The organism is Rhizobium esperanzae (assembly GCF_002204185.1).
Lineage (GTDB): Bacteria > Pseudomonadota > Alphaproteobacteria > Rhizobiales > Rhizobiaceae > Rhizobium > Rhizobium esperanzae.
Genome location: NZ_MXPU01000030.1, coordinates 1 through 26193 on the forward strand (window position 1 = coordinate 1; position 26193 = coordinate 26193).

Consider the following 26193-nt stretch of genomic DNA (forward strand, 5'->3'; position numbering starts at 1 on the left):
GGGCTCCGTCAAGCCGCACAAGAAGTTCAAGGCAGAAGCCTACATCCTGACGAAGGAAGAGGGCGGCCGTCATACGCCGTTCTTCACCAACTACCGTCCGCAGTTCTACTTCCGCACGACTGACGTGACCGGCATCGTGACGCTTCCGGAAGGCACGGAAATGGTCATGCCGGGCGACAACGTCACGGTTGACGTCGAGCTGATCGTTCCGATCGCGATGGAAGAAAAGCTGCGCTTCGCTATCCGCGAAGGCGGCCGCACCGTCGGCGCCGGTATCGTCGCTTCGATCGTCGAGTAATTCATTCGGCCACTCCGGTGGAGTGGCCGATTCGATGACAATATTATGATGCAGGCGGCGCAAGCCGCTTGCTTATTACACAGAAATGTAGCAAATGGCGCGCGAGCGCGATCTGCGTGCCGCTTTGGATGACGAAGCGGTGACTGAACAAGCAAATAAGGTGGGCTAGAAGGCCCTGAAGACTGGATAGGGACGCCGGCATCGGCGCCCTCTCGATCTTTGAAACCGGTGGTCCGCCTTAGGAAGAAAGAACAACCCGTGTCTTGTTGAGAGACATGTGGAAAACAAACACAAGGATAACGTCGAATGAACGGCCAAAATATCCGCATTCGCCTGAAGGCGTTCGATCACCGGATTCTCGATGCTTCCACGCGCGAGATCGTGTCGACGGCGAAGCGCACCGGTGCAAGCGTCCGGGGCCCCGTTCCGCTTCCGACCCGCATCGAGAAGTTTACGGTCAACCGGTCCCCGCACATCGACAAGAAGAGCCGCGAACAGTTCGAGATGCGCACGCATAAGCGCCTGCTCGACATCGTAGACCCGACCCCGCAGACGGTAGACGCGCTGATGAAGCTCGATCTCGCCGCCGGTGTCGATGTTGAGATCAAGCTCTGAGCTTGCTCGAGCTGAGTTGGAAGGATTGAACCGATGCGTTCAGGTGTGATTGCACAAAAGGTGGGAATGACCCGCGTTTACAACGACGCCGGCGAGCATGTCCCGGTAACGGTACTGCGTATGGACGGCTGCCAGGTCGTTGCCACGCGCACTGTCGAAAAGAATGGCTATACCGCAGTTCAGCTCGGTGCCGGCCAGGCGAAGGTAAAGAACACGTCGAAGGCGATGCGCGGCAACTTTGCCGTTGCCAACGTCGAGCCGAAGGCCAAGCTCGCAGAATTCCGCGTGTCGGAAGATAATCTGCTGGAGATCGGCACGGAGCTCAAGGCGGGTCACTTTGCCGCCGGTCAGCTCGTCGATGTGACGGGTACGACCATCGGTAAGGGTTTTGCCGGCGCCATGAAGCGCCACGGTTTCGGCGGTCTGCGCGCCACGCACGGTGTGTCGGTTTCGCACCGTTCGCACGGTTCGACCGGCTCGCGCCAGGATCCGGGCAAGGTTTTCAAGAACAAGAAGATGGCTGGTCACATGGGCCAGACGCGCGTCACGACGCAGAACCTGGAAGTGGTTTCGACCGACGAAGATCGTGGTCTGATCCTGATCAAGGGTGCTGTTCCTGGTTCCAAGGGTGCCTGGATCATCGTGCGCGACGCCGTCAAGTCGGCCGCGAAGTAAGGGAGCCAGATCAATGGAATTGAACGTCAAGACCCTCGAGGGAAAAGACGCCGGGAAGGTCTCCCTTTCGGACGAGATTTTCGGCCTCGAGCCCCGCGAAGACATTCTCGCCCGCGTTATCCGCTGGCAGCTTGCCAAGAAGCAGCAGGGCACGCACAAGGCAAAGGGCCGCGCTGAAGTCTCGCGCACCGGCGCCAAGATGTACAAGCAGAAGGGTACGGGCCGCGCTCGTCACCATTCGGCTCGCGCTCCGCAGTTCCGCGGCGGCGGCAAGGCCCATGGCCCCGTCGTTCGCAGCCACGAGCACGACCTTCCGAAGAAGGTTCGCGCACTCGGCCTTCGCCATGCCCTTTCGGCCAAGATCAAGGCTGATGACGTCATCGTCATCGACAACTTGGTCGCCGCTGAAGCCAAGACCAAGGCTCTCGCGTCCGCTTTCGAGACGCTCGGCCTGACCAACGCCCTCTTCATCGGCGGCGCAGAGCTTGACGGCAACTTCAAGCTCGCAGCGCAGAACATCCCGAACATCGATGTTCTGCCGATCCAGGGCATCAATGTTTACGACATCGTGCGCCGCGGCAAGCTCGTGCTTTCCAAGGCTGCGGTTGAAGCGCTAGAGGAGCGATTCAAGTGACCGATCTTCGCCACTACGATGTGATCGTCTCTCCGGCGATCACCGAAAAGTCCACGCTGGTATCCGAAAACAACCAGGTTGTTTTCAATGTCGCCAAGCAGGCGACAAAGCCGGAAATCAAGGCTGCTGTCGAGGCGCTGTTCGGCGTCAAGGTCACGGCCGTCAACACTCTGCTGCGCAAGGGCAAGACCAAGCGGTTCCGCGGTTTCGTCGGCAAGCAGAAGGACGTGAAGAAGGCTGTCGTGACGCTGGCTGAAGGCCAGACGATCGACGTCTCCACCGGTCTCTGAGGTATAAGAAAATGGCATTGAAAACATTCAATCCGACGACCCCGAGCCAGCGTCAGCTGGTCATCGTGGACCGCTCCTCGCTCTACAAGGGCAAGCCGGTCAAGGCGCTGACGGAAGGTCTGACCAAGAGCGGCGGTCGTAACAACCTCGGCCGCATCACGGCTCGCTTCATCGGTGGCGGTCATAAGCGCAGCTACCGATTGGTCGACTTCAAGCGTCGCAAGTTCGATATCGAAGGCACGGTCGAACGTATCGAATACGATCCGAACCGCACGGCTTTCATCGCGCTGGTGACCTATTCGGATGGCGAGCAGGCCTACATCATCGCTCCGCAGCGTCTCGCTGCCGGCGACAAGGTCATCGCTTCGGAAAAGGCTGTCGACGTCAAGCCCGGCAACACCATGCCGCTGCAGTACATCCCGGTCGGCTCCATCATCCACAACGTGGAAATGAAGCCGGGCAAGGGCGGTCAGATCGCCCGCTCCGCCGGTTCCTACGCACAGCTCGTCGGCCGTGACCAGGGCATGGCGATCCTTCGCCTGAACTCCGGTGAGCAGCGCCTCGTCAGCGGCATCTGCCTTGCTTCGATCGGTGCCGTCTCCAACCCGGACCACGCCAACATCAACGATGGCAAGGCCGGTCGTACCGTCTGGCGCGGCAAGCGTCCGCATAACCGCGGTGTCGTCATGAACCCGGTCGACCATCCGCACGGCGGTGGTGAAGGCCGCACCTCCGGTGGTCGCCATCCGGTGACACCGTGGGGCAAGCCGACCAAGGGCAAGCGCACCCGGTCGAACAAGTCGACCGATAAGATGATCATGCGCTCGCGTCATCAGCGCAAGAAGTAAGAGAGGAAGTCTCCAATGGCTCGTTCAGTATGGAAAGGTCCGTTCGTTGACGGCTATCTTCTCAAGAAGGCTGAGAAGGTTCGTGAAGGCGGACGTGCAGAAGTGATCAAGATCTGGAGCCGTCGCTCCACGATCCTGCCGCAGTTCGTCGGTCTTACCTTCGGCGTCTACAACGGCAGCAAACATGTCCCGGTCAGTGTCAATGAAGACATGGTCGGTCACAAATTCGGTGAATTCTCTCCGACCCGCACCTACTACGGTCACGGCGCGGACAAGAAGGCGAAGAGGAAGTAACAATGGGCAAGGCAAAAGCCGAACGCCGGCTGAAGGACAACGAGGCGCAAGCAGTCGCCCGCACGCTCCGCGTCAGCCCCCAGAAGCTCAATCTGATTGCTGCGGCCATCCGCGGCAAAAAGGTCGAGCGTGCACTCGCTGAGCTGGAGTTCTCCCGCAAGCGCATCGCGGGCGCCGTCAGGAAGACGCTCGAATCCGCGATCGCCAACGCCGAGAATAACCACGACCTCGACGTCGACGCGCTCGTCGTCGCCGAAGCCTACGTCGGCAAGTCGATCGTCATGAAGCGTTTCCACGCTCGTGGCCGCGGTCGCGCGTCGCGCATCGAAAAGCCCTTCGCGCACCTGACGATCGTCGTTCGTGAAGTGCAGGCAGCAGAGGAGGCCGCATAATGGGTCAGAAAATCAATCCAATCGGTTTCCGTCTCGGCATCAACCGTACCTGGGATAGCCGCTGGTTCGCGGACAATGCCGAGTACGGCCAGTTGCTGCACGAAGACCTGAAGATGCGCAAGTTCGTCATGAGCGAACTGAAGCAGGCAGGCATCTCCAAGGTGGTCATCGAGCGTCCGCACAAGAAGTGCCGCGTCACGATCCACTCGGCTCGTCCGGGCCTGATCATCGGCCGTAAGGGCGCCGACATCGACAAGCTCCGCAAGAAGCTGTCTGATATGACCAACTCGGAAACGCACCTCAACATCGTTGAAGTGCGCAAGCCCGAAGTCGACGCGACGCTGGTCGCTCAGTCGATCGCCCAGCAGCTCGAGCGCCGCGTGGCTTTCCGCCGCGCCATGAAGCGCGCCGTTCAGTCGGCAATGCGTCTCGGTGCCGAAGGCATCAAGATCACCTGCGCCGGCCGTCTCGGCGGGGCTGAAATCGCCCGTACGGAATGGTACCGCGAAGGTCGCGTGCCGCTGCACACGCTGCGCGCCGACATCGATTACGGCACGGCAGAAGCCGAAACCGCATTCGGCATCTGCGGCATCAAGGTCTGGATCTTCAAGGGCGAAATCCTTGAGCACGATCCGATGGCTTCCGAACGTCGCGCGCTGGAAGGCGACGCACAGGGTCCGGCAGGCCGCGAACGCGACCGTGGCGATCGTCGCCGCGAACGCGACAACGCGTAATTAGCGCTGGCGAAAGATAAGCTCGGAGAAGTAAGAAAATGTTGCAGCCAAAGCGTACTAAGTACCGCAAGCAGTTCAAGGGCCGCATCAAGGGCGTTGCCAAGGGCGGTTCTGACCTGGCATTCGGCGAATTCGGCCTGAAGGCTCAGGAGCCCAACCGCGTCAACGCGCGCGAGATCGAAGCGGCCCGCCGCGCGATCACGCGTTACATGAAGCGCGCCGGCCGTGTATGGATCCGCGTGTTCCCGGACGTTCCGGTAACCGCAAAGCCGACCGAAGTCCGCATGGGTAAAGGTAAGGGCTCCGTTGAGTACTGGGCATGCAAGGTCAAGCCCGGTCGTATGATGTTCGAGATCGACGGCGTCAGCGAAGAGATCGCCCGTGAGGCGCTTCGTCTCGGCTCTGCCAAGCTCTCGGTCAAGACGCGCTTCGTACAGCGCATTGCAGAGTAAGGATTGAGCTCATGAAAGCCTCAGATGTTCGCGCGTTGACCGCCGACCAACTCAAGGACGAGCTTGCCAAGCTGAAGAAGGAGCAGTTCAACCTGCGCTTCCAGAAGGCGACCGGCCAGCTCGAAAAGTCCTCGCGCATCAACGAAGTCCGCAAGGACATCGCCCGCGTCAAAACCATTGCCCGCCAGAAGGCGGCAGAAGTTAAGGCCTAAAGGAAGAAAAATATGCCGAAGCGCATCCTGCAGGGCGTCGTCGTTGGCGACAAGAACGAGAAGACGGTAGTGGTTCGCGTCGAGCGTCGTTTCGCTCACCCGCTGCTCCAGAAGACCGTTCGTCGTTCCAAGAAGTACAAGGCCCACGACGAAAACAACCAGTACAAGATCGGCGATACCGTATCCATCGAGGAATGCGCGCCGATCTCCAAGGACAAGCGCTGGACGGTGATCGCCGCCCAGGGCAAGTAACAGAATTTTGCGCGAGGCCTTGCGTCTCGCCGAAATATCTGTATGAAGCAGCGTCAGAACGCTCGAATGCCGGGCGTTCTTTTGCTTTGAGCGCACGGAAGGTCCCGTTCGGGAAACCACCCTGGCACGATCGACCCCGCGCTATTCAGCTATGCCGTGTTTTTGCCTGCCGTTACTGCAGGCTGGCCGGCGAACATTTTCATAAGCCGGGGTAGGGGGCTTAGGCCCAACCATTCCGGTAAACCAAGAAGGCGACCTGATATGATTCAGATGCAAACAAACCTCGACGTCGCGGATAATTCCGGCGCACGTCGTGTCATGTGCATCAAGGTGCTGGGCGGCTCGAAGCGCAAGTATGCCTCGATCGGCGACGTCATCGTCGTTTCGATCAAGGAAGCGATCCCGCGCGGCCGCGTGAAGAAGGGTGACGTGATGAAGGCGGTTGTCGTTCGCACCGCCAAGGACATCCGTCGTCCGGATGGCTCGGTCATCCGCTTCGACACCAACGCAGCAGTCCTCATCGACAACAAGAAAGAGCCGATCGGCACCCGTATCTTCGGACCGGTTCCGCGCGAACTTCGCGCCAAGAACCACATGAAGATCATCTCGCTGGCTCCCGAAGTACTGTAAGGAGCGGAAGCGATGCAAAAGATTCGTAAAGGCGACAAGGTCGTCATGCTCGCTGGCAAGGACAAGGGCCGCACCGGCGAAGTCGTTCAGGTTATGCCGAAGGAAGATCGTGCAGTCGTCCGTGGCGTCAACGTCGTGAAGCGCCACCAGCGCCAGACGCAGACCCAGGAAGCCGGCATCATCAACAAGGAAGCCCCGGTTCACCTGTCCAACATTGCAATCGTCGACAAGGACGGCAAGCCGACCCGCGTCGGTTTCAAGGTCGTTGACGGCAAGAAGGTCCGCGTGGCCAAGCGTTCTGGAGAAGTGATCGATGGCTGAGGCAAAGTACGAGCCGCGGCTCAAGAAGGAATATGTCGAGCGCATCCGCAAGGCGATGCAGGAGAAGTTCTCCTACGCCAACGAGATGATGATTCCGAAGCTCGACAAGATCGTGATCAACATGGGCGTCGGTGAGGCGACCGCTGACTCGAAGAAGCCGACGGTTGCTGCCGCCGACCTCGCAGCGATCGCCGGTCAGAAGCCGGTCATCACCCGCGCACGCAACTCTATCGCAGGCTTCAAGGTCCGCGAAAACATGCCGATCGGCGCAAAGGTCACCCTGCGCGGCGCCCGCATGTACGAGTTCCTGGATCGCCTGGTCAACATCGCGCTCCCGCGCGTTCGCGACTTCCGCGGCCTGAACCCGAAGAGCTTTGACGGCCGTGGCAACTTCGCCATGGGCATCAAGGAGCACATTGTGTTCCCTGAAATCAACTACGACAAGGTTGATCAGATGTGGGGCATGGACATCATCGTTTGCACGACGGCGACGACCGACGACGAAGCACGGACTCTCCTGAAGGAGTTCAGCTTCCCGTTCCGTCAATAACCGTAACGACGAGCGTAGAAAAGGAACCTGACATGGCGAAGACAAGCGCAGTTGAAAAGAACAAGCGCCGCCGTAATACGGTCGCCAACCAGGCCGCAAAGCGGGCTGCGTTGAAGGCGATCATCATGAACCAGGCTCTTCCGATCGAAGAGCGGTTCAAGGCCTCGATCAAGCTGGCATCCCTGCCGCGCGATGGATCGAAGACCCGCATTCGCAACCGTTGCGAAGTATCGGGGCGTCCGCGCGCATACTACCGCAAACTGCGCATGTCGCGTATCGCGCTGCGTGAACTCGGCAATCTCGGCAAGGTGCCGGGCATCGTCAAGTCGAGCTGGTAAGGAGCAGGTTAGATGACAATGACTGATCCGTTGGGCGATATGCTCACCCGTATCCGCAACGGCGCTTCCCGCCGCAAGTCGTCGGTTTCGACGCCTGCGTCCAAGCTCCGTGCGCGTGTTCTCGATGTCCTGCAGTCCGAAGGCTACATCCGTGGCTATTCCGTTGTCGATTTCGGCAATGGCAAGTCGGAGCTCAACATCGAGCTGAAGTATTATGAAGGCGCATCGGTGATCCGTGAGATCGGCCGTGTGTCCAAGCCGGGCCGCCGGGTTTATGTCTCGGTCAAGTCCATTCCGCAGGTCGCGAACGGCCTCGGCATCACCATCCTTTCGACTCCGAAGGGCGTGATGGCCGATCACCAGGCTCGCGAACAGAACGTTGGTGGCGAGGTTCTTTGCTCGGTCTTCTAAGATTGGGCAGGGATCTCCATAGCGAACAGACAGGATCAAAACATGTCTCGTATCGGTAAGAAGCCCGTTCAGGTGCCTGCTGGGATCACGGCTACGGTCGATGGCCAGAAGGTTACCGCAAAGGGCCCGAAGGGCGAGCTGTTCTTCGTCGCAAATGATGAAATCAGCCTCAAGCTCGAAAACAACGCGGTCGTCGTGACGCCGCTGAACCAGTCAAAGGATGCGCGTTCGAAGTGGGGCATGTCCCGCACGATGATCGAAGGCATCTTCAAGGGCGTCAAGGACGGTTACGAGCGCAAGCTCGAAATCAACGGCGTCGGTTACCGCGCCGCCATGCAGGGTAAGAACCTGCAGCTGGCCCTCGGTTTCAGCCACGACGTGGTCTATGAACCGCCGGTCGGCATCTCGATCGCTGTTCCGAAGCCGACTGAAATCATCGTCAGCGGCATCAACAAGCAGCAGGTCGGTCAGGTTGCCGCGGAAATCCGCGAATATCGCGGTCCCGAGCCGTACAAGGGCAAGGGCGTCAAGTATGCCGACGAGCGGATCGTCCGCAAAGAAGGCAAGAAGAAGTAAGGATCACGCGAAATGGCTAGCAGGAAAGAAGCACTTGCACGTCGTGCCAACCGCGTGCGCCGTCATATCAAGTCGGTGGCCAATGGCCGTCCGCGCCTGTCGGTTCATCGCTCCTCGAAGAACATCTATGCTCAGATCATCGATGATGTGGCCGGCAAGACGCTTGCGTCCGCCTCCACCCTCGACAAGGATCTGCGCGGTTCTCTGAAGACCGGTGCCGATACCGCCGCTGCCGCTGCAGTGGGCAAGCTCGTCGCCGAGCGCGCCTCCAAGGCCGGCGTGTCGGAAGTCGTATTCGACCGTGGCGCCTTCATCTATCACGGCCGCATCAAGGCTCTCGCCGAAGCGGCCCGCGAAGGCGGTCTCACCTTCTGATCAGTTTCCGGCCGGACGCGTTTGCGCCGGCCGGATTTTCGCCGGACCGCAAGGCACTCCTCAAGAATGGGGAGGCTGATGCGGTCCACATTCATTTGCCGATTGCACCCGGAAAAGAAAAAGGAAGAGGACAATGGCACAGGAAAGAAGGCCGCAGCGGGAAGACCGCCAGAGCCGTGAAGAGCGCGATAGCGAATTCGTCGACAAGCTGGTCGCGATTAATCGCGTCGCCAAGGTCGTCAAGGGCGGCCGTCGTTTTGGTTTCGCAGCACTCGTCGTCGTCGGCGACCAGAAGGGCCGCGTCGGCTTCGGCCATGGCAAGGCACGTGAAGTGCCGGAAGCCATCCGCAAGGCAACCGAAGCCGCCAAGCGCGAGCTGATCTTCGTACCGCTGCGTGACGGCCGTACGCTGCATCACGACGTCCACGGCCGCCACGGCGCCGGCAAGGTTCTGCTGCGCTCCGCCAAGGTCGGTACCGGCATCATCGCCGGCGGTCCGATGCGCGCCGTTTTCGAAACGCTCGGCATGCACGACGTCGTCGCCAAGTCGACCGGTTCGTCGAACCCCTACAACATGGTTCGCGCCACCTTCGACGCTCTGAAGCACCAGGTTCACCCGAAGGACATCGCAGCTCAGCGCGGCATCAAGTATGCAACGCTGCAGGCTCGTCGTAGCGCCTCCGGCAACGCCTCTGAAGAATAAGAGGAGCTGACCAATGGCCAAGGCTACCAAGAAGGCTGAAGCGAAGACTGTCACGATCGAACAGATCGGCAGCCCGATTCGCCGTCCGGACGTCCAGCAGCGCACGCTGATCGGTCTCGGACTGAACAAGATGCACCGTCGCCGCACGCTGGAGGATACTCCTTCCGTTCGCGGCATGATCCGTGCTGTCCAGCATCTCGTTCGCATCGTCGACGAGAAGTGAGACGGAGGAAACGCTCATGAAACTCAATGAAATCAAGGACAACGAAGGCTCGACCCACAGCCGCAAGCGCCTCGGCCGCGGTATCGGTTCGGGCTCGGGCAAGACGGCTGGTCGCGGTGTCAAGGGTCAGAAGTCCCGTTCCGGCGTCGCCATCAACGGCTTCGAAGGCGGTCAGATGCCGATCTATCGTCGCCTGCCGAAGCGCGGCTTCAACAACATTTTCGCTTCCGATTTTGTTGTCGTGTCGCTCGGCCGCATTCAGGCTGCGATCGACGCCGGCAAGCTCGATGCAAAGGCGACTGTTGACGCAGCTGCCCTGAAGGCTGCCGGCGTTATCCGCCGCGCCAAGGATGGCGTTCGCGTTCTCGCCGACGGCGAGCTCAAGGCCAAGATCACCATCGTCGTCGCAGGCGCTTCCAAGCCCGCCGTCGAGAAGATCGAAAAGGCCGGCGGCACAGTGACGCTGCTTTCGGCTCCGGCTGCAGCAGAATAATATCTGATGATATATCGCCCGGAGTGCTTCACACCGGGCGATTTTGCTCCCATATGTGGGCCTCACAAAAACTTGGCTGACGCGCCCGCGTCATGCCGGTAAGACTGGAAAACAAGGGTGAGGCATGGGGTTGCGCTGCAATCCGTCCAAAGCCCGGTTTTGAATTATTTTCATACTGATTCCGGGGCCGGTATTTCCCTAGGGACGCCGGAATTGGTAGGGCGGAGAATCGCATGGCTTCTGCAGCGGAACAATTGGCATCCAACCTCAATTTTTCGACCTTTGCCAAAGCCGAGGATTTGAAGAAGCGCCTGTGGTTCACACTGGCTGCTCTCCTCGTCTACAGGCTCGGCACCCATATCCCGCTTCCGGGTCTCAATCCCGAAGCCTATGCCCAGGCGTTCCGCGGCCAGGCAGGCGGTATTCTCGGCCTGTTCAACATGTTCTCGGGCGGCGCCGTACAGCGTATGGCGATCTTTGCGCTCGGCATCATGCCCTATATCTCCGCTTCGATCATCGTGCAGCTGATGACTTCGGTCGTGCCGACGCTTGAAAACCTGAAGAAGGAAGGCGAGCAGGGGCGCAAGATCATCAACCAGTACACCCGCTACGGCACCGTCATTCTGGGTGCGCTCCAGGCTTACGGCATTGCCGCCGGCCTTGAGAGCGGCCAGGGCCTTGTCGTCGATCCGGGCTGGTTCTTCCGTATTTCCACCGTTCTGACGCTGCTCGGCGGCACGATGTTCCTGATGTGGCTCGGCGAGCAGATCACCTCGCGCGGTATCGGCAACGGCATTTCGCTGATCATCTTCGCCGGTATCGCAGCCGGCCTTCCGAGCGCTCTTGCCGGCACGCTTGAACTCGGCCGCACCGGCGCGCTGTCGACCGGCCTCATCCTGCTCGTCATCATAGTCGCGATCGCCGTCATCGGTGTCATCGTCTTCGTGGAGCGTGCCCAGCGCCGGTTGCTGATCCAGTATCCGAAGCGCCAGGTCGGCAACCGCATGTTCCAAGGCGATACCTCGCACCTGCCGCTGAAGCTGAACACCTCGGGCGTCATCCCGGCGATCTTCGCCTCTTCGCTGCTGCTTCTGCCGGCGACAGTCGCAGGCTTTGCCAACACCACTGCGATGCCTGCCTGGGCGACCTCGATCGTTGCCGCCCTCGGTCACGGACGGCCGCTTTACATGGTGCTCTATGCGGCGCTGATCGCCTTCTTCGCCTTCTTCTATACGGCCATCGTTTTCAATCCGAAGGACACGGCCGACAATCTGAAGAAGCATGGCGGCTTTATTCCCGGCATCCGTCCCGGTGAGCGCACCGCCGAATATATTGACTACGTGCTGACCCGCATCACGCTGATCGGCGCCATCTATCTTGTCTTCGTCTGCATCCTCCCTGAGATTCTGGTGTCGCAAACCGGCATTCCATTATCCCTTGGTGGGACTTCGCTTTTGATCGTGGTTAGCGTAACTCTTGATACGGTTGCACAGATCCAGGGTCACCTGATCGCGCAGCAATACGAAGGCCTGATCAAGAAATCGAAGTTGCGAGGAGGAAAGAGGGGGCGATGAGACTTATCCTTTTGGGGCCGCCGGGCGCGGGCAAGGGAACCCAGGCCCAGCGGATCGTGGAAAAGCACGGCATTCCGCAGCTTTCCACGGGAGATATGCTGCGGGCGGCGGTCAACGCCGGCACGGAGGTCGGCAAGCGCGCCAAGGCGGTCATGGACGCCGGCAAGCTGGTCTCTGATGAGATTGTCATCGCCATCGTCTCCGAGCGAATCGATCAGCCCGATTGCGCCAACGGTTTCATTCTCGATGGCTTCCCCAGGACGCTCGTTCAGGCGGACGCCACCGAGGCGATGCTGAGGGCAAAGGGTCTCGATCTCTCCGTCGTCATCGAATTCCGCGTGGATGACGCTGAACTCGTCCGACGCGTTGCCGGTCGCTACTCCTGTGCGCAGTGCGGTAGCGTCTATCACGACACCGACAAGGTCCCGGCTGATGAAGGCGTGTGCGACAAGTGCGGCTCTACCCACTTCAAGCGCCGTCCCGACGACAATCCGGAGACCATGACGGCCCGGCTGCAGGTCTACTACAAGGAAACCTCGCCGCTGATCGGTTACTACCATGCCAAGGGCAAGCTCAGGTCCGTCGACGGCATGGCTGAAATCGATCAGGTGACTGGCGAGGTCGAAGCGATTCTTTCCAAGCTGTAAGGCTTGAAAATAAACTTGGCGGAAACGGTTGCTTTTCAGCAGTGATTCCGCTAAACACCGCGCCAACTCGCGACATTCCCTGCGATCGGCGCGGATTTCCCTGGGAAGTCCGGGTGCGGTCGTTTTGACATGTTACGGACACTAAATCTGAACGGGCGGTCCTGAGGGCCGCATAACGAAGCCCACTTGCCGGATGGCAACTGGAATGCAAGGAGAACAGGCGTGGCACGTATCGCTGGCGTCAACATCCCGACTGCAAAGCGCGTAGTCATCGCGCTGACCTACATTCACGGGATCGGTCCGAAATTCGCACAGGAAATCGTCGAGAAGGTCGGTATCCCGGCTGAGCGTCGTGTGCATCAGCTGACGGACGCTGAAGTCCTTCAGATCCGCGAAACCATCGACCGTGACTATCAGGTCGAGGGTGATCTTCGTCGCGAAACCGCGATGAACATCAAGCGTCTGATGGACCTCGGCTGCTACCGCGGCCTGCGTCATCGTCGCGGCCTTCCGGTCCGCGGTCAGCGCACGCACACCAATGCCCGCACCCGTAAGGGTCCGGCAAAGGCAATCGCTGGCAAGAAGAAGTAATTTCCGGGAAACCGGGGTGGGGAGGCTGGCGGTCCGCGCCGGCCTCTTTTGAGTTTGGAGCGGGACCATATAGGCGCCGTTCCGGTGTAGCCGCTGGTGTTACGGCGGTGAAGAGATCAACGAAAGGAATAGCATGGCTAAGGAAGCCGTCCGCGTTCGCCGTCGCGAGCGCAAGAATATCTCGTCGGGTGTCGCTCATGTCAACTCGACCTTCAACAACACGATGATCACCATCACTGATGCGCAGGGCAATGCGATCGCCTGGTCGTCGGCTGGCGCCAAGGGCTTCAAGGGCTCGCGCAAGTCGACCCCCTTCGCTGCCCAGATCGCTGCCGAAGACTGCGCCAAGAAGGCCCAGGAGCACGGCATGAAGTCGCTGGAAGTCGAAGTCTGCGGTCCGGGTTCGGGCCGTGAATCGGCTCTGCGCGCGCTCCAGGCTGCAGGTTTCATGATCACGTCCATCCGCGACGTGACCCCGATCCCGCACAATGGCTGCCGTCCGCGCAAGAAGCGCCGCGTCTGATCATCGCTCTCGTCACCGGTGAGCGCCTTGGTGCTCCCGGTGGTTTTCAAGCTCGGTTGTCACGATTGGATGGTGGCAACGAACGGAAGGCAAACTCATGATTCAGAAGAACTGGCAGGAACTGATCAAGCCGAACAAGGTGGAGTTCTCCTCGAGCTCGCGCACCAGGGCGACGCTTGTCGCCGAACCGCTGGAGCGCGGCTTCGGCCTCACCCTCGGCAACGCGCTGCGCCGCGTTCTGCTCTCCTCGCTGCGCGGTGCTGCCGTCACGGCGGTGCAGATCGACGGCGTGCTGCACGAATTCTCCTCGATTCCCGGCGTCCGCGAAGACGTCACGGATATCGTGCTCAACATCAAGGAAATCGCCATCAAGATGGATGGCGACGACGCAAAGCGCATGGTCGTGCGCAAGCAGGGCCCGGGCGTTGTCACGGCTGGCGACATTCAGACGGTCGGCGATATCGAAATCCTCAACCCCGAGCATGTGATCTGCACGCTCGACGAGGGTGCCGAAATCCGCATGGAATTCACCGTCAACAACGGCAAGGGCTATGTTCCGGCCGAACGCAATCGTGCAGAAGATGCTCCGATCGGCCTTATCCCGGTCGACAGCCTCTATTCGCCGGTCAAGAAGGTGTCCTACAAGGTTGAAAATACCCGCGAAGGACAGGTTCTCGACTACGACAAGCTGAACATGACCATCGAAACCGATGGCTCGATCACCGGCGAAGACGCCGTCGCTTTCGCTGCGCGCATCCTCCAGGATCAGCTTGGCGTCTTCGTCAACTTCGACGAGCCGCAGAAGGAAACCGAAGAAGAAGCAGTCACCGAACTCGCTTTCAATCCGGCTCTTCTCAAGAAGGTGGACGAACTCGAACTGTCGGTCCGTTCGGCAAACTGCCTGAAGAACGACAACATCGTCTACATCGGCGACCTCATTCAGAAGACCGAAGCAGAAATGCTCCGCACGCCGAATTTTGGTCGCAAGTCGCTGAACGAAATCAAGGAAGTTCTCGCTTCCATGGGCCTGCACCTCGGCATGGAAGTGCCGGCATGGCCGCCCGAGAACATCGAAGATCTCGCCAAGCGTTACGAAGACCAGTACTGAGCGGCGTGAGGAAAAGTAAAAGCGGTTTTCCGCCCGCACGCCGATCGCAAGAACATAACAAAAGGCAGGCTCTTTCGGCTGCCTTTCCCCGTCAAACAGCAGGCCGATCGCCTGCATGTGCCAGGAAACGGCAGGCCCACCTAACGTAAGGGCACTGCATTAAAGGAGAATAGCAATGCGCCATGGTAAAGCCGGCCGCAAGCTGAATAGAACCGCAAGCCACCGCAAGGCGATGTTCGCTAACATGGCGGCTTCGCTGATTACCCACGAGCAGATCGTCACGACCCTGCCGAAAGCCAAGGAAATCCGTCCGATCGTCGAGAAGCTCGTCACGCTCGGCAAGCGCGGCGACCTGCACGCTCGCCGTCAGGCGATCTCGCAGATCCGCGATGCCGCCGTCGTCTCGAAGCTGTTCGACACGATTGCAACGCGTTACGCCAACCGCAACGGCGGCTACCTGCGCATCATGAAGGCCGGCTTCCGCCAGGGCGACAACGCCGCCATGGCCGTGATCGAGTTCGTCGACCGCGACACCTACGCCAAGGGCGCAGCCGACAAGGCCCGCGTCGCTGCCGAAGAGCAGGCCGTCGCCGCCTAAGTCTTCCGCTTCGGCGGATAGAAAACAGCCGGGCTGCAAAGCCCGGCTGTTTTCGTTTGTGCATCGGTCGAAAACGGAAGCGGCGCAGCTTCTTTAGCGACGGAGCCATTCTTATGTTCGCCCAGAGCTCCAAACTGTGGAGATTAAGAGGGAAGAAGATTCTATGCGCGAAGCGCATTCTCGAGCGCAGTTCCTCCGTCTCGCGGCGGTGCTTGTGGTGATTGCGGCCGGCCTGGCGCTCAGGCGCTTCGGCTACGCGGTCGATCTGCCTTTCGTCGCCGTCAAATATGGCGGGTCGGCGCTGTGGGGAGCGATGGTCTATCTGCTGGTGGCACTCGTTCTCGGAAAGTCACCGCGGGCAGTCATTGCGGTCATGGCGCTGTTCATGGCAGTCGCAGTCGAATTGTTCCGGCTTTATCATACACCCTGGTTGGACGCGTTTCGGCTGACGACTGCAGGCGCCTTGTTGCTTGGCCGGATATTTTCCCTCTGGAACATACTGGCCTATGCGATCGGCATCGCTGCGGCCTGTGCCTTTGATCCCGCGCGCCGTTGACGGCTGGCTTCAGGAAACCGACGCCACCGCGCGATTGCGTTGCCGCCCCTGGCTTTTCTTCCGACTGCGCGCGATCGGCCGCCAGGAGCGGTAAAGGATGAGCGCGATGATCAACCCCACATAAATAAACTGCTCGAGATCGAGGATCTTGGTCGAAAGCGCAAAATGCAGAGCCCCGGAGGCGGCAATGATGTAGACGAGGCGGTGCAGCCAGATCCAGCGATTGCCGAGGCGACGGATCGAGAAATTATTGGATGTCACCGCCAGGGGAATAAGCATCGCAAGGCCGGCCATGCCGAACATGATGAACGGGCGCTTCAGCACGTCATTGATGACGGCCTGAATATCCATCGCCTGGTCGAGCACCATGTAAACGGTGAAATGCATCAGCGCGTAGTAGAAGGTCAAAAGGCCGAGAGCGCGGCGGTAGCGCAAATAATTCCAGCCGAACAACTCGCGGGCAGGGGACACCGCAAGTGTCGCGATCAGGAAGCGGATCGTCCATATGCCGAGGAAGAGCTCGAAGGTCTTGACCGGATCGGCGCCGAGCTGATCGGTCGCGCCGAGATAAAAGGTCCAGACGGCAGGCACGAGCCCGACGGTATAAAGCAGCCAGACGGAGGCAGGTTGCCAGCGCTTCGGGATGGCAAGCGACAGTTCGGCCATCAGAAATTCGCCTTCAGGTCCATGCCGGCATAAAGGCTCGCCACCTCGTCGGCATAGCCGTTGAAGGGCAGGGTGGGGTGGCGACTTGCGCCGAAGAAACCGCTTTCGCCGATGCGTCGTTCGCTTGCCTGGCTCCAGCGTGGATGGTCGACGGCAGGATTGACGTTGGCGTAGAAACCGTATTCCTGCGGATTTGTTACCTGCCAGGTGTTTTTCGGCTGCTGGTCGGTGAGGGTGATCCTGACGATCGACTTGATGCCCTTGAAGCCGTATTTCCACGGCACGACCAGGCGGATCGGCGCACCATTCTGGTTCGGCAGCGTTTCACCATAAAGTCCGACGGCAAGCAGCGTCAGCGGGTGGCGCGCCTCGTCCAGCCGCAGCCCCTCGACATAGGGCCAGTCGAGCGATTGGAAGAAGCCCTTCTGGCCCGGCATCTCCTCCGGCCGCACGACGGTTTCGAAGGCGACATATTTGGCGCTGCCGAGCGGCTCCACCTTGTCGAGCAGCGATGCCAGCGGAAAGCCGTCCCATGGGATGACCATCGACCAGGCCTCGACGCAGCGCATCCGGTAGGTGCGCTCCTCGATCGGGAATTCCTTCATCAGCGCCTCGAGGTCGAAGGTGCCTGGTTTGTTGACCATGCCGTCGACCTTGATCGTCCAGGGCAGCGGCTTGAAAGCGCCGGAATTCGCTGCGGGGTCGCCCTTGTCGAGGCCGAACTCATAGAAATTATTGTAGGTCGTGACGTCCTTGATCGGTGTCGTCTTCTCATCGACCTTGTACTTGCTCTCGACGGCGGAAAGGGCGGCCGCGCTCGCCTTGCCGGCGCCATAGAGCGCCATGGCGCCAAGCGCTGCGGCGCCCAGGAATTCACGGCGGCGCAGATAGATCTGGCGCGGCGTGATCTCCGACGACGCGATCTTCGGGGGGCGATAGCTTGGCATGTCGAAAACCTCCAGGGCGGATATTCCGAGTATAGTCCTTAAACGAACCGCCCGCATGTTTGGATCAATCTCTATGCCTTGAATATTGCCGACGGGAAGCCAATTTTTTGTGTTCGGCTGTGATGGAATAGGTTGTAACCAAAGGGCTCGCCAACCGTATATATTCGAATGGCCCTCAACGCGCTTCTCCCGCCAGCGTACCGGATTTGGCTTTGCCGGTAGTGACAGCCCCCATCGATTGGATTAGGACAATTCCAAAAAGCGGCGTTCGCCCGGCCCTGAGGCTTCATTGCCGCCCCGGCTTCGCCTGATGTTTCCGACATGTCGAGGAAGACACCGATGCCAGCTTACCGTTCCAGAACCACGACCCACGGCCGCAACATGGCGGGCGCGCGCGGCCTTTGGCGGGCCACGGGCATGAAGGATTCGGATTTCGGCAAGCCGATCATCGCGGTGGTGAATTCCTTCACCCAATTCGTTCCGGGCCATGTGCATCTGAAGGATCTCGGCCAGCTGGTCGCTCGCGAAATCGAGGCGGCCGGCGGCGTCGCCAAGGAATTCAACACGATCGCGGTCGACGACGGCATCGCCATGGGCCATGACGGCATGCTCTATTCGCTGCCGTCGCGCGAGTTGATCGCCGACAGTGTCGAATACATGGTCAATGCCCATTGCGCCGACGCCATGGTCTGCATTTCCAACTGCGACAAGATCACCCCCGGCATGCTGATGGCGTCGCTGCGCCTCAACATCCCCACGGTCTTCGTTTCCGGCGGTCCGATGGAAGCGGGCAAGGTCGTCCTGCACGGCAAGCAACACGCGCTCGACCTCGTCGATGCCATGGTCGCGGCTGCCGATGACAAGATCTCCGATGAAGACGTCAAGGTTATCGAGCGTTCAGCCTGTCCGACCTGCGGCTCGTGCTCCGGCATGTTCACGGCGAACTCGATGAATTGCCTGACCGAGGCGCTCGGCCTGTCGCTGCCCGGCAACGGCTCGACGCTTGCCACCCATGCCGATCGCAAGCGCCTCTTCGTCGAGGCCGGCCACCTGATCGTCGATCTCGCCCGCCGCTATTACGAGCAGGACGACGTCAAGGCGCTGCCGCGCACCATAGCCTCCAAGCAGGCTTTCGAGAATGCCATGGCGCTCGATATCGCCATGGGCGGTTCGACCAACACGGTCCTGCACATCCTTGCAGCCGCCCACGAAGGGGAGGTCGATTTCACCATGGCCGATATCGACGCACTGTCGCGCCGGGTGCCGTGCCTGTCGAAGGTCGCGCCCGCCAAGAGCGATGTGCATATGGAAGATGTCCACCGCGCCGGCGGCATCATGTCGATCCTCGGTGAGCTCGATAAGGGCGGCCTACTGAACCGCGATTGCCCGACCGTCCATGCCGAGACGCTCGGCGATGCGATCGATCGCTGGGATATCACCCGCACCAACAGCGACACCGTCCGCAACTTCTATCGCGCCGCTCCCGGCGGCATCCCGACCCAGGTTGCTTTCAGCCAGGAGGCCCGTTGGGACGAGCTCGACACCGATCGCCAGCACGGCGTCATCCGCTCGGTCGAGCATCCCTTCTCCAAGGATGGCGGTCTTGCCGTGCTGAAGGGTAATCTCGCGGTCGACGGCTGCATCGTCAAGACGGCCGGCGTCGATGAATCGATCCTGAAATTCTCCGGCCCGGCCCGGGTCTTCGAAAGTCAGGATGCGTCGGTCAAGGCGATCCTCGCCAACGAGATCAAGGCCGGCGACGTCGTCGTCATCCGCTACGAAGGCCCGAAGGGCGGTCCCGGCATGCAGGAAATGCTCTATCCGACGAGCTACCTGAAGTCGAAGGGCCTCGGCAAGGCCTGCGCGCTGATCACCGACGGCCGCTTCTCCGGCGGCACCTCCGGCCTTTCGATCGGCCACGTCTCGCCGGAAGCGGCGAATGGCGGGACGATCGGCCTGGTGCGCGAAGGCGACATCATCGATATCGATATCCCGAACCGCACGATCAGCCTGCGCGTCGGCGAGGCCGAACTCGCCGCCCGCCGCGCCGAGCAGGACGGCAAGGGCTGGCAGCCGACCGAGGTTCGCAAACGCAATGTGACCACAGCGCTGAAGGCCTATGCGGCTTTCGCAACCAGCGCCGACCGCGGCGCCGTGCGGGATCTCAACGCCCGCTGAGTAGTCTCGAACCTACGACCCGCTGATTAAGAGTCAGCGGCTTTGCCAACCGGCCGCCGTCAAAACGGCCGGTTGATGTTTTTGTAGGTCTCGCCGAGCTGCTTCATCCGCTCGTCATAGGCAGCCTTGATACAGGCCGCGTCGGCCCCGCATTCCTGTCGCTTCTTCAGCCAGGCGGTCTGCTCGTCCTGCAATGTTCCGCGCGAGCCCATGGCCAGCAGCCCGGAGAGCAGCTCGAAGGTCGTCACCATCTTGACGTCGGCGTCGTTGAGGGCGCGGTTGTCGCAGATCGCCTTTTCGTCCGGCTTCAATTCCTTCGCATCACAATCGAAGCTCGCCGACCATGCCGGATCCGATGGGAAAATCAGGATCGCCAAACCAAGCGCGGCCGACATTCGCCATGTCATCATCATCTTCCTTTGTTGCCGATCAAATCAGCTTGCGCACTGCCAGAGCCAGAAAGATGATGCAGGCGAGCCAGACGACAAGGATGAAGATCAATCCTGCCCGGCCGGCCGGGCGTTCGATCCGCCTCGCAGCTTCGACGCGAAGCGCAGCCATCACCTCTGCTGGAACAAGACGCGTCGCCAGCAGGATGCCGAGCGGAACGATGACGAGATCGTCGAGATAGCCGAGCACGGGAATGAAATCGGGGATCAAATCGATCGGCGAAAGCGCATAGGCTGCGACAGCACCGGCGACCGCCTTCGCATACCAGGGCACGCGAGGATCGCGGGCGGCAAGCCATAGCGCTACGATGTCACGCTTCAGTGACTTTGCCCAGATTTTGGCTTTTGATATCAGTTCCATGGCTGATCTTCCTGAATCAAATTCGCAGCGACTTCAGGGCATACCCTTGCCTTATTCTTCCATGCTTCCGCCCTCTTTCCTTTCTAGCGTCGGACGCTACAACGTTGCTCAAGAGGATTCAAAAGGGATACCCATGCAAGGCCTGTTCAAGCGCGCCTCCGTTTCGCTGTTCGCTCTCATGCTCGTTCTGCCGGCTGCAGCCCAGGCGCAGACGGCAAAGACGGTGCCTGAGAGCCAGATGCAGATGCAGCTCTCCTTCGCGCCGCTGGTCAAGCAGACGTCGGGCGCAGTCGTCAACGTCTATGCGGAAAAGATCATCCAGCGCCAGTCGCCCTTTGCCGGCGATCCCTTCTTCGAGCAGTTTTTCGGCCAGCAGATGCCGAATCGATCCGAGAAGCAGTCCTCGCTCGGTTCCGGCGTCATCGTCGAGGCGAACGGCACCGTCGTCACCAACAATCACGTCGTCGAAGGCGCCGACGACATCAAGGTGGCGCTGTCGGATGGCCGCGAATTCCCCTGCAAGGTGGTGCTGCGTGACGACCGCGTCGACCTCGCCGTGCTGAAGATCGACACAAAGGAGAGCTTCCCGACGCTGCCGATCGGCAATTCCGATAATGTCGAGGTCGGCGATCTCGTACTGGCGATCGGCAATCCCTTCGGTGTCGGGCAGACCGTGACGAGCGGTATCGTCTCCGCACTTGCCCGCAACCAGGTGGTCAAGAACGAGTTCGGCTTCTTCATCCAGACCGACGCATCGATCAATCCGGGCAATTCCGGCGGCGCGTTGATGAACATGAAAGGCGAGCTGATCGGCATCAACACCGCGATCTTCTCGCGCGGCGGCGGCTCGAACGGGATCGGCTTTGCCATTCCCGCCAATCTCGTCAAAGTCTTCCTCGCTTCCGCCGATGCCGGCGTCAAATCCTTCGAGCGGCCCTATGTCGGCGCGAGCTTCGATGCGGTGACGTCGGAAGTCGCCGAAGCCCTTGGACTCAACAAAGTGCGCGGCGCCCTCGTCGTCAAGGTTTCGGAAGGCAGCCCGGCGGCGAAGGCCGGGCTGAAGGCCGGTCAGATCGTCACATCAGTCAACGGCATCGCAGTCGAGCATCCGGACGCATTGCTCTATCGCCTGACGACAGCCGGCCTCGGCAAATCGGTCAATCTGACCGTCATCGACAATGGTCGCGAGGAGCAGTTGTCGTTGGCGCTCGACCGCGCCCCGGAAACCTCGCCGCGCGACCAGCGCGTTATCGGCGGGCGCACGCCCTTTACCGGCGCCGTCGTCGAAAACCTGTCGCCGCGTGTCGCAGACGAATTGCGCATGCCCTCGGAATCGGCAGGCGTCGTCGTTGCCGATGTCAAGGAGGATTCGCCGGCAGCCCGCCTTGGTTTTGAGCCCAAGGATATCATCGTCTCGATCAACGGGACGGAAGTGAAATCGACCAAAGAGCTCTCCCAGATTGCCGAAAGCGACCCTGGCCTCTGGCGGGTCGAGATCGAGCGCGATGGTCAGCGCATCAGGCAGTTCTTTCGATGAGCAATGATCTCTTCGCGCCGCGTGTTCCGGAAGAGGTTGCCGCCAGGCGGCCGCTTGCCGACCGGTTGCGGCCGAGGACGCTTGCCGATGTCACCGGTCAGGAACATCTGACCGGTGAGGACGGCGTGCTGAAGAGGATGATCGAAAGTGGTTCGCTCGGTTCGATGATCTTCTGGGGTCCGCCCGGCACCGGCAAAACGACGGTAGCGCGGCTGCTTTCCGGTGAGGCGGGGCTGGCCTTCGAGCAGATATCGGCGATCTTTTCCGGCGTCGCCGATCTGAAGAAGGTGTTCGAGGCGGCTCGCATGCGCCGCATGGACGGCCGCCAGACGCTGCTATTCGTCGATGAGATCCACCGTTTCAACCGAGCCCAGCAGGACAGTTTCCTGCCTGTTATGGAGGACGGCACCGTCATCCTCGTCGGCGCCACCACCGAAAATCCCTCCTTCGAACTCAACGCCGCTCTATTGTCGCGCGCTCGCGTCCTCACTTTCAAGTCGCATGACGAGGAGAGCCTGGAGGAGTTGCTGACACGCGCCGAGGCGATCGAGCAGAGGCCGCTGCCTCTGACCGAGGAGGCCCGCGCCAGTTTGATCCGCATGGCCGATGGCGACGGCCGCGCGGTGCTGACGCTTGCCGAAGAGGTCTGGCGTGCCGCCCGCGAGGGCGAGAGCTTCGACACCGAAGGCCTGACGCGCATCGTCCAGCGCCGCGCCCCGGTTTACGACAAGGCGCAGGACGGTCACTACAACCTCATTTCGGCGCTGCATAAATCGGTGCGCGGTTCGGACCCGGATGCTGCGCTCTATTATCTCGCCCGCATGTTCGATGCCGGCGAGGATCCCCTCTATCTCGGCCGGCGTCTGGTGCGCATGGCGGTGGAGGATATCGGGCTTGCCGATCCACAGGCGCTGGTGATCTGCAACGCCGCCAAGGATGCCTATGACTATCTCGGATCGCCGGAGGGGGAGCTGGCGCTCGCCCAGGCCTGCGTCTATCTCGCCACCGCTCCGAAATCGAACGCCGTTTATACCGCCTTCAAGGCGGCAAGCCAGGCCGCGAAACAGAACGGTTCGCTGCTGCCGCCCAAGCATATCCTCAATGCGCCGACCAAGCTGATGAAAGGCGAGGGCTATGGTGAAGGTTATCGCTACGACCATGACGAGCCGGATGCCTTTTCCGGCCAGGATTATTTCCCGGAGAAAATGGGCCGCCAGACCTTCTACGATCCGCCGGAACGCGGTTTTGAACGCGACATCCGCAAGCGGCTGGAATGGTGGGCGAAGCTTCGTAAGGAGCGCAATCCGCGCTGAGCCGTCCGAATGTCAGGAAGAACGCGGCGTCTTCTGATTGGGTGGCGCGGCGATCACCTTGACAGCAGATTCGGCAAGGCCGTGGTGGCCTTCCATATCGACGACGACGTGCCAGTGGCCGCTTTCCGGAACGGTGAGCTTGACGGGTGACTTGCGCGCCACGCCGCCAATATATTTGAAATCGAGAACCTCGGTGAACCGCTGGAAGTTCGGCGCCGTCATCAGACGAACATTGTTCACCGCATTCAGCGACACCTCGACGATCGTTCCGGCTCGCTGTTCCTTGAGATCGTAATGGGTGAAGCGGAAATTCGGTTTCGGCATAGGTCTCGTGGCATCTGACAACTTGGCGACGAGATTTTACCAGCATGCCGGTTAACGAAAAGTTGGAATCGGCCCCTTCAGCCCATGCCTTCTCTCGCTGCGTGGAAAACACGTGCAGAGGGCTCAGAACGCGGAGTAGACGATGTAAAGTTCGACGCAGGCCAGCAGGACGCTGAAAGCGATGAGCGCCCAGGCGGTGCGCCTTTCGCGCATCCGCCGGTCGCCGCGCGTGATCCGATGTGGGCGAAGAGCGTGGAAGGCGGAGGACATGATATTTCGCATGGCGTTTAACCCTTGCCGTTACGGCGAGAATCTACAGCCGGCTGCGATAGGAAATCCATTCGGGGCGAGGGACAAAAATATAGGAATGGCATAAAGGCGGGCGGCGGAAATTTCGGCGCGCGGTGTCGGAAAGGGATGACCGCCCTGATGGCTGCCGTTCTCCTCGTTGTCAGTTGCCGCGCCGGTTTTCCCGATCCAGCTGCGTCACCAGCGCCAGGATCGTTTCCGATACCGGTGTCGGCACGGCGGTCAGGCGCCCAAGCGCCACCAGCATGCCCACAAGCGGCGTAATTTCGAGCGCCTTGCCGCCAATCAAGTCTTGCAGCATCGAGGTTCGAACGCCGCCGATGTGGCGCGATTGCTCCAGCCGCCGCTCGACTGACATGGCGAAATCTGCGCCGACCGCATCGCCGACGGCGCGCACTTCCTTCATGACCTTGCTGACCATATCCATCAGCGCCGGATCCGCCATGATGTCGGTCATCAGCGCCCGTGTCAGAGCACTGATCGGGTTGAAGGCGGCGTTGCCCATCAACTTGCTCCAGATTTCACTGCGGATGTCCGCCGTGATCGTAATGCTGAGGCCGGCGCCGGTCAGCACCGCTGCTATGGCCGAAAGGTCGGCAGACATTTCGCCGCAGGGCTCGCCAAGCACGAAGCGGCCGTTATGAGAGAGCCGGATCTCGCCTGGGCTGACGACTTCCGCACCTTGATAAGCGACGCAGCCAATCACGCGGTCCGGCCCGATCAGCCGCCAGAGCCTGCCGCCGGGATCGAGCTCATCAAATTGCAGTTCCGCATGTCCGCTCCTGGTATCGCGATGGAAATACCACCACGGAATGCCGTTGAGGATCATGACGACGCGGGTGCCTTGCTTGAGCAGACCGGCGATCCCCTCCGCGGCAGGGGGCAGCTGGTGCCCCTTGAGGCCGGTGATGACGAGATCCTGCGGCGGCAATGTCTTCGGATCGTCAGTTGCTGTCACGTGCACCTTGAGCGGGTTTCCGCATCGGCCTCGCGCAGGCTGAGACCGTGGCTGCGGATCGCGTCGAGATGCGCCCCACGCGCGACGACGGAGACGTCGTTATCTTCCCTGCCTGCGAGCTTGGCGGCGATGGTGCCGCCAAGGGCGCCGGCGTCATAGATACAAATGGTCTTGATGGACATGCGTTGCCTCTTTACCGGTCACGCTGACTACATAGGCCATCCCCGGCGAGAGGCGAATGCCAATTTGCCACAAGGTGTTCTTTTCATGATCATGGTGTTGCCGCCGCATCTCCAAATTTGAATGCGGCGGCATCGATCCTGGCTGCTCAGGCCCCAGCCATTGCATCGCTTGCGAAATCCGTGGAGACGGCAAGCTCGCGCCATGCGGCCAGTTCCCTTTCGACACTCGCATGCTGCGCCTCGATCATGGCGACCGTATCGCTGCCGAACGGCATGCGAAGCGGTGGGTTGGCCGAGTTGACCATCGTGATGATGCCGGCCGCGAGCCTGGCGGGGTTGCCGGGCTGCGCGTGATTGGCGTCGGCGGCGAAATTGCGCATGTTTCCGGCCGGCGTGCCCTCGTAATCGGCGATGGAAGCGGGGCTTATTGCCAGCGAGGTGTCGGCAAGGAAGTCCGTGCGGAAGAAGCCGGGCTCGACGATCGTCACCTTGATCCCGAAGGGTGCGAGTTCGGCGGCCATGGATTCCGACAGTCCCTCGACGGCGAATTTTGTCGAGCCGTAGACGCCCCAGCCGGGATAGCCGAAATAACCGCCGATCGAGGAGAAGTTCAGGATATGGCCGGAACGCTGGCGACGCATATAGGGCAGCACGGCGCGTGTCACCTTCAGGAGACCGAAGACATTGGTGGCATAGATCTTTTCGATCTCTTCGGCTGTGGCTTCCTCGACCGCGCCGAGGAGGCCGTAGCCGGCATTGTTGGCGAGAACGTCGATGCGGCTGAAGCGGGCGATGCCGGCGGCCGCGGCCTCCTTCGCCTGCGTCTCGTTGGTGACGTCGAGGGCGACGGCCAGCAGGTTCGGATGGTCCCCGAATTGCTCGATGATGGTCTTCGGGTTGCGGGCGGTGGCGATGACGGCATCGCCTGATGCAAGTGCTTCCTTGGTCATCAGCGCGCCGAAACCGCGGGATGCACCAGTGATGAACCAGACTTTCATGACGAATTCCTTTTGTTGGCGTCGCATATTTGTGCTGACGGGCTGAATTTGACCGAAA

At 60.7% G+C, this 26193-nt stretch carries 39 protein-coding genes and 1 pseudogene; 32 read left to right on the top strand and 8 right to left on the bottom strand.

Annotation, left to right across the window (positions count from 1 at the left end):
* The 29 genes from B5E41_RS28645 to B5E41_RS28785 form a co-directional block, all read left to right on the top strand.
* A partial coding sequence (locus B5E41_RS28645) for an EF-Tu C-terminal domain-related protein (RefSeq protein WP_457897735.1) occupies nt 1-298 on the top strand: 298 nt, incomplete at its 5' end.
* Nucleotides 299-604: 306 nt separating this feature from the next.
* Nucleotides 605-913 (top strand): 30S ribosomal protein S10, encoded by a 309-nt coding sequence (gene rpsJ, locus B5E41_RS28650; RefSeq protein ID WP_003547547.1) that lies wholly within the window; start codon nt 605-607, stop codon nt 911-913.
* Nucleotides 914-946: 33 nt separating this feature from the next.
* On the top strand, nt 947-1588 hold the full coding sequence (rplC, locus tag B5E41_RS28655) for a 50S ribosomal protein L3 (RefSeq protein ID WP_004674916.1): 642 nt from the start codon (nt 947-949) through the stop codon (nt 1586-1588).
* Nucleotides 1589-1601: 13 nt separating this feature from the next.
* On the top strand, nt 1602-2222 hold the full coding sequence (gene rplD, locus B5E41_RS28660) for a 50S ribosomal protein L4 (RefSeq protein WP_004674918.1): 621 nt from the start codon (nt 1602-1604) through the stop codon (nt 2220-2222).
* Nucleotides 2219-2512 carry a 50S ribosomal protein L23 gene (locus B5E41_RS28665; RefSeq protein WP_003547550.1) on the top strand — a complete coding sequence of 98 codons (294 nt, stop codon included), beginning with the start codon at nt 2219-2221 and terminating at the stop codon, nt 2510-2512. Before rplD ends, B5E41_RS28665 begins: the two co-directional genes overlap by 4 nt.
* Before the next feature lie 11 nt (nt 2513-2523).
* Entirely contained in the window at nt 2524-3360 is an 837-nt protein-coding gene (rplB, locus tag B5E41_RS28670) for a 50S ribosomal protein L2 (protein ID WP_088397043.1), read from the top strand.
* A 15-nt stretch (nt 3361-3375) separates the two neighbouring features.
* Entirely contained in the window at nt 3376-3654 is a 279-nt protein-coding gene (gene rpsS / locus B5E41_RS28675) for a 30S ribosomal protein S19 (protein ID WP_007531666.1), read from the top strand.
* A gap of 2 nt (nt 3655-3656) precedes the next feature.
* Nucleotides 3657-4046 carry a 50S ribosomal protein L22 gene (gene rplV, locus B5E41_RS28680; RefSeq protein ID WP_088397044.1) on the top strand — a complete coding sequence of 130 codons (390 nt, stop codon included), beginning with the start codon at nt 3657-3659 and terminating at the stop codon, nt 4044-4046.
* Nucleotides 4046-4780, top strand: a complete 735-nt coding sequence (gene rpsC, locus B5E41_RS28685; RefSeq protein WP_088397045.1) for a 30S ribosomal protein S3 — start codon at nt 4046-4048, stop codon at nt 4778-4780. The genes rplV and rpsC overlap by 1 nt, the downstream gene beginning before the upstream one ends.
* Before the next feature lie 38 nt (nt 4781-4818).
* The gene (rplP, locus tag B5E41_RS28690) at nt 4819-5232 is read left to right on the top strand and encodes a 50S ribosomal protein L16 (RefSeq protein WP_003573792.1); all 414 of its coding nucleotides are present in this window, start codon (nt 4819-4821) and stop codon (nt 5230-5232) included.
* A gap of 11 nt (nt 5233-5243) precedes the next feature.
* Nucleotides 5244-5444 (top strand): 50S ribosomal protein L29, encoded by a 201-nt coding sequence (rpmC, locus tag B5E41_RS28695; RefSeq protein ID WP_004674925.1) that lies wholly within the window; start codon nt 5244-5246, stop codon nt 5442-5444.
* A 12-nt stretch (nt 5445-5456) separates the two neighbouring features.
* Nucleotides 5457-5696, top strand: coding sequence for a 30S ribosomal protein S17 (gene rpsQ / locus B5E41_RS28700; RefSeq protein WP_004674926.1), 240 nt, complete (start codon nt 5457-5459; stop codon nt 5694-5696).
* 261 nt (nt 5697-5957) lie between these two features.
* A complete protein-coding gene (gene rplN, locus B5E41_RS28705; RefSeq protein ID WP_003573790.1) occupies nt 5958-6326 on the top strand; it encodes a 50S ribosomal protein L14 in 369 nt (122 codons plus the stop codon).
* A gap of 12 nt (nt 6327-6338) precedes the next feature.
* Complete coding sequence (rplX, locus tag B5E41_RS28710; protein WP_004674929.1) at nt 6339-6647, top strand: 50S ribosomal protein L24; 309 nt, start codon at nt 6339-6341, stop codon at nt 6645-6647.
* Complete coding sequence (rplE, locus tag B5E41_RS28715; protein ID WP_011424985.1) at nt 6640-7197, top strand: 50S ribosomal protein L5; 558 nt, start codon at nt 6640-6642, stop codon at nt 7195-7197. The genes rplX and rplE overlap by 8 nt, the downstream gene beginning before the upstream one ends.
* A gap of 32 nt (nt 7198-7229) precedes the next feature.
* Entirely contained in the window at nt 7230-7535 is a 306-nt protein-coding gene (gene rpsN / locus B5E41_RS28720; protein ID WP_018115514.1) for a 30S ribosomal protein S14, read from the top strand.
* Nucleotides 7536-7547: 12 nt separating this feature from the next.
* Complete coding sequence (rpsH, locus tag B5E41_RS28725; RefSeq protein WP_004674934.1) at nt 7548-7946, top strand: 30S ribosomal protein S8; 399 nt, start codon at nt 7548-7550, stop codon at nt 7944-7946.
* 42 nt (nt 7947-7988) lie between these two features.
* Nucleotides 7989-8522, top strand: a complete 534-nt coding sequence (gene rplF / locus B5E41_RS28730) for a 50S ribosomal protein L6 (protein WP_088397046.1) — start codon at nt 7989-7991, stop codon at nt 8520-8522.
* A 12-nt stretch (nt 8523-8534) separates the two neighbouring features.
* Nucleotides 8535-8897, top strand: coding sequence for a 50S ribosomal protein L18 (gene rplR / locus B5E41_RS28735; RefSeq protein WP_064682265.1), 363 nt, complete (start codon nt 8535-8537; stop codon nt 8895-8897).
* Nucleotides 8898-9030: 133 nt separating this feature from the next.
* Nucleotides 9031-9600, top strand: coding sequence for a 30S ribosomal protein S5 (gene rpsE, locus B5E41_RS28740; protein WP_003573784.1), 570 nt, complete (start codon nt 9031-9033; stop codon nt 9598-9600).
* 13 nt (nt 9601-9613) lie between these two features.
* Nucleotides 9614-9823, top strand: coding sequence for a 50S ribosomal protein L30 (gene rpmD / locus B5E41_RS28745; RefSeq protein ID WP_011424988.1), 210 nt, complete (start codon nt 9614-9616; stop codon nt 9821-9823).
* A 16-nt stretch (nt 9824-9839) separates the two neighbouring features.
* A complete protein-coding gene (gene rplO / locus B5E41_RS28750; RefSeq protein WP_064801911.1) occupies nt 9840-10316 on the top strand; it encodes a 50S ribosomal protein L15 in 477 nt (158 codons plus the stop codon).
* 233 nt (nt 10317-10549) lie between these two features.
* On the top strand, nt 10550-11890 hold the full coding sequence (secY, locus tag B5E41_RS28755) for a preprotein translocase subunit SecY (protein WP_064801913.1): 1341 nt from the start codon (nt 10550-10552) through the stop codon (nt 11888-11890).
* Nucleotides 11887-12537 carry an adenylate kinase gene (locus B5E41_RS28760; RefSeq protein WP_088397047.1) on the top strand — a complete coding sequence of 217 codons (651 nt, stop codon included), beginning with the start codon at nt 11887-11889 and terminating at the stop codon, nt 12535-12537. Before secY ends, B5E41_RS28760 begins: the two co-directional genes overlap by 4 nt.
* Before the next feature lie 222 nt (nt 12538-12759).
* Nucleotides 12760-13128: a 30S ribosomal protein S13 gene (rpsM, locus tag B5E41_RS28765; RefSeq protein WP_011424992.1), complete on the top strand. Its 369-nt coding sequence runs from the start codon at nt 12760-12762 to the stop codon at nt 13126-13128.
* A gap of 133 nt (nt 13129-13261) precedes the next feature.
* Nucleotides 13262-13651, top strand: coding sequence for a 30S ribosomal protein S11 (gene rpsK, locus B5E41_RS28770; RefSeq protein WP_003547577.1), 390 nt, complete (start codon nt 13262-13264; stop codon nt 13649-13651).
* Nucleotides 13652-13748: 97 nt separating this feature from the next.
* Nucleotides 13749-14759 (top strand): DNA-directed RNA polymerase subunit alpha, encoded by a 1011-nt coding sequence (locus B5E41_RS28775; RefSeq protein ID WP_003547579.1) that lies wholly within the window; start codon nt 13749-13751, stop codon nt 14757-14759.
* 175 nt (nt 14760-14934) lie between these two features.
* Entirely contained in the window at nt 14935-15357 is a 423-nt protein-coding gene (gene rplQ / locus B5E41_RS28780; protein WP_088397048.1) for a 50S ribosomal protein L17, read from the top strand.
* A gap of 163 nt (nt 15358-15520) precedes the next feature.
* Nucleotides 15521-15913: a ribosomal maturation YjgA family protein gene (locus B5E41_RS28785; protein ID WP_088397049.1), complete on the top strand. Its 393-nt coding sequence runs from the start codon at nt 15521-15523 to the stop codon at nt 15911-15913.
* Nucleotides 15914-15922: 9 nt separating this feature from the next.
* On the opposite strand, the gene msrQ is transcribed toward B5E41_RS28785, so the two are convergent.
* Both msrQ and msrP read right to left on the bottom strand, forming a co-directional pair.
* Nucleotides 15923-16579: a protein-methionine-sulfoxide reductase heme-binding subunit MsrQ gene (gene msrQ, locus B5E41_RS28790; protein ID WP_088397050.1), complete on the bottom strand. Its 657-nt coding sequence runs from the start codon at nt 16577-16579 to the stop codon at nt 15923-15925.
* Nucleotides 16579-17526, bottom strand: a complete 948-nt coding sequence (msrP, locus tag B5E41_RS28795; protein ID WP_088397051.1) for a protein-methionine-sulfoxide reductase catalytic subunit MsrP — start codon at nt 17524-17526, stop codon at nt 16579-16581. The genes msrQ and msrP overlap by 1 nt, the downstream gene beginning before the upstream one ends.
* A 339-nt stretch (nt 17527-17865) precedes the next feature.
* On the opposite strand from msrP, the gene ilvD reads away from it, so the two are divergent.
* Nucleotides 17866-19704: a dihydroxy-acid dehydratase gene (gene ilvD, locus B5E41_RS28800; protein WP_088397052.1), complete on the top strand. Its 1839-nt coding sequence runs from the start codon at nt 17866-17868 to the stop codon at nt 19702-19704.
* A 59-nt stretch (nt 19705-19763) separates the two neighbouring features.
* Here ilvD and B5E41_RS28805 read toward each other — a convergent pair whose 3' ends face one another.
* Together B5E41_RS28805 and B5E41_RS28810 are read right to left on the bottom strand one after the other, a co-directional pair.
* Nucleotides 19764-20114 (bottom strand): lysozyme inhibitor LprI family protein, encoded by a 351-nt coding sequence (locus tag B5E41_RS28805; protein ID WP_088397053.1) that lies wholly within the window; start codon nt 20112-20114, stop codon nt 19764-19766.
* Nucleotides 20115-20133: 19 nt separating this feature from the next.
* Nucleotides 20134-20514, bottom strand: coding sequence for a YkvA family protein (locus B5E41_RS28810; RefSeq protein ID WP_088397054.1), 381 nt, complete (start codon nt 20512-20514; stop codon nt 20134-20136).
* A 133-nt stretch (nt 20515-20647) separates the two neighbouring features.
* On the opposite strand from B5E41_RS28810, the gene B5E41_RS28815 reads away from it, so the two are divergent.
* Both B5E41_RS28815 and B5E41_RS28820 read left to right on the top strand, forming a co-directional pair.
* Nucleotides 20648-22051: a DegQ family serine endoprotease gene (locus tag B5E41_RS28815; RefSeq protein ID WP_088397055.1), complete on the top strand. Its 1404-nt coding sequence runs from the start codon at nt 20648-20650 to the stop codon at nt 22049-22051.
* Nucleotides 22048-23364 carry a replication-associated recombination protein A gene (locus tag B5E41_RS28820; RefSeq protein ID WP_088397056.1) on the top strand — a complete coding sequence of 439 codons (1317 nt, stop codon included), beginning with the start codon at nt 22048-22050 and terminating at the stop codon, nt 23362-23364. Before B5E41_RS28815 ends, B5E41_RS28820 begins: the two co-directional genes overlap by 4 nt.
* Before the next feature lie 12 nt (nt 23365-23376).
* Here B5E41_RS28820 and B5E41_RS28825 read toward each other — a convergent pair whose 3' ends face one another.
* The 4 genes and pseudogenes from B5E41_RS28825 to B5E41_RS28835 form a co-directional block, all read right to left on the bottom strand.
* A complete protein-coding gene (locus tag B5E41_RS28825; RefSeq protein WP_064801929.1) occupies nt 23377-23688 on the bottom strand; it encodes a DUF1883 domain-containing protein in 312 nt (103 codons plus the stop codon).
* Nucleotides 23689-23811: 123 nt separating this feature from the next.
* Nucleotides 23812-23970 carry a hypothetical protein gene (locus tag B5E41_RS31930; protein WP_164517743.1) on the bottom strand — a complete coding sequence of 53 codons (159 nt, stop codon included), beginning with the start codon at nt 23968-23970 and terminating at the stop codon, nt 23812-23814.
* Between the two features lie 169 nt (nt 23971-24139).
* Nucleotides 24140-25137: pseudogene (locus tag B5E41_RS28830) on the bottom strand (ketopantoate reductase family protein).
* A 146-nt stretch (nt 25138-25283) separates the two neighbouring features.
* A complete protein-coding gene (locus tag B5E41_RS28835; protein WP_088397068.1) occupies nt 25284-26135 on the bottom strand; it encodes an oxidoreductase in 852 nt (283 codons plus the stop codon).
* Nucleotides 26136-26193 lie beyond the last annotated feature (58 nt).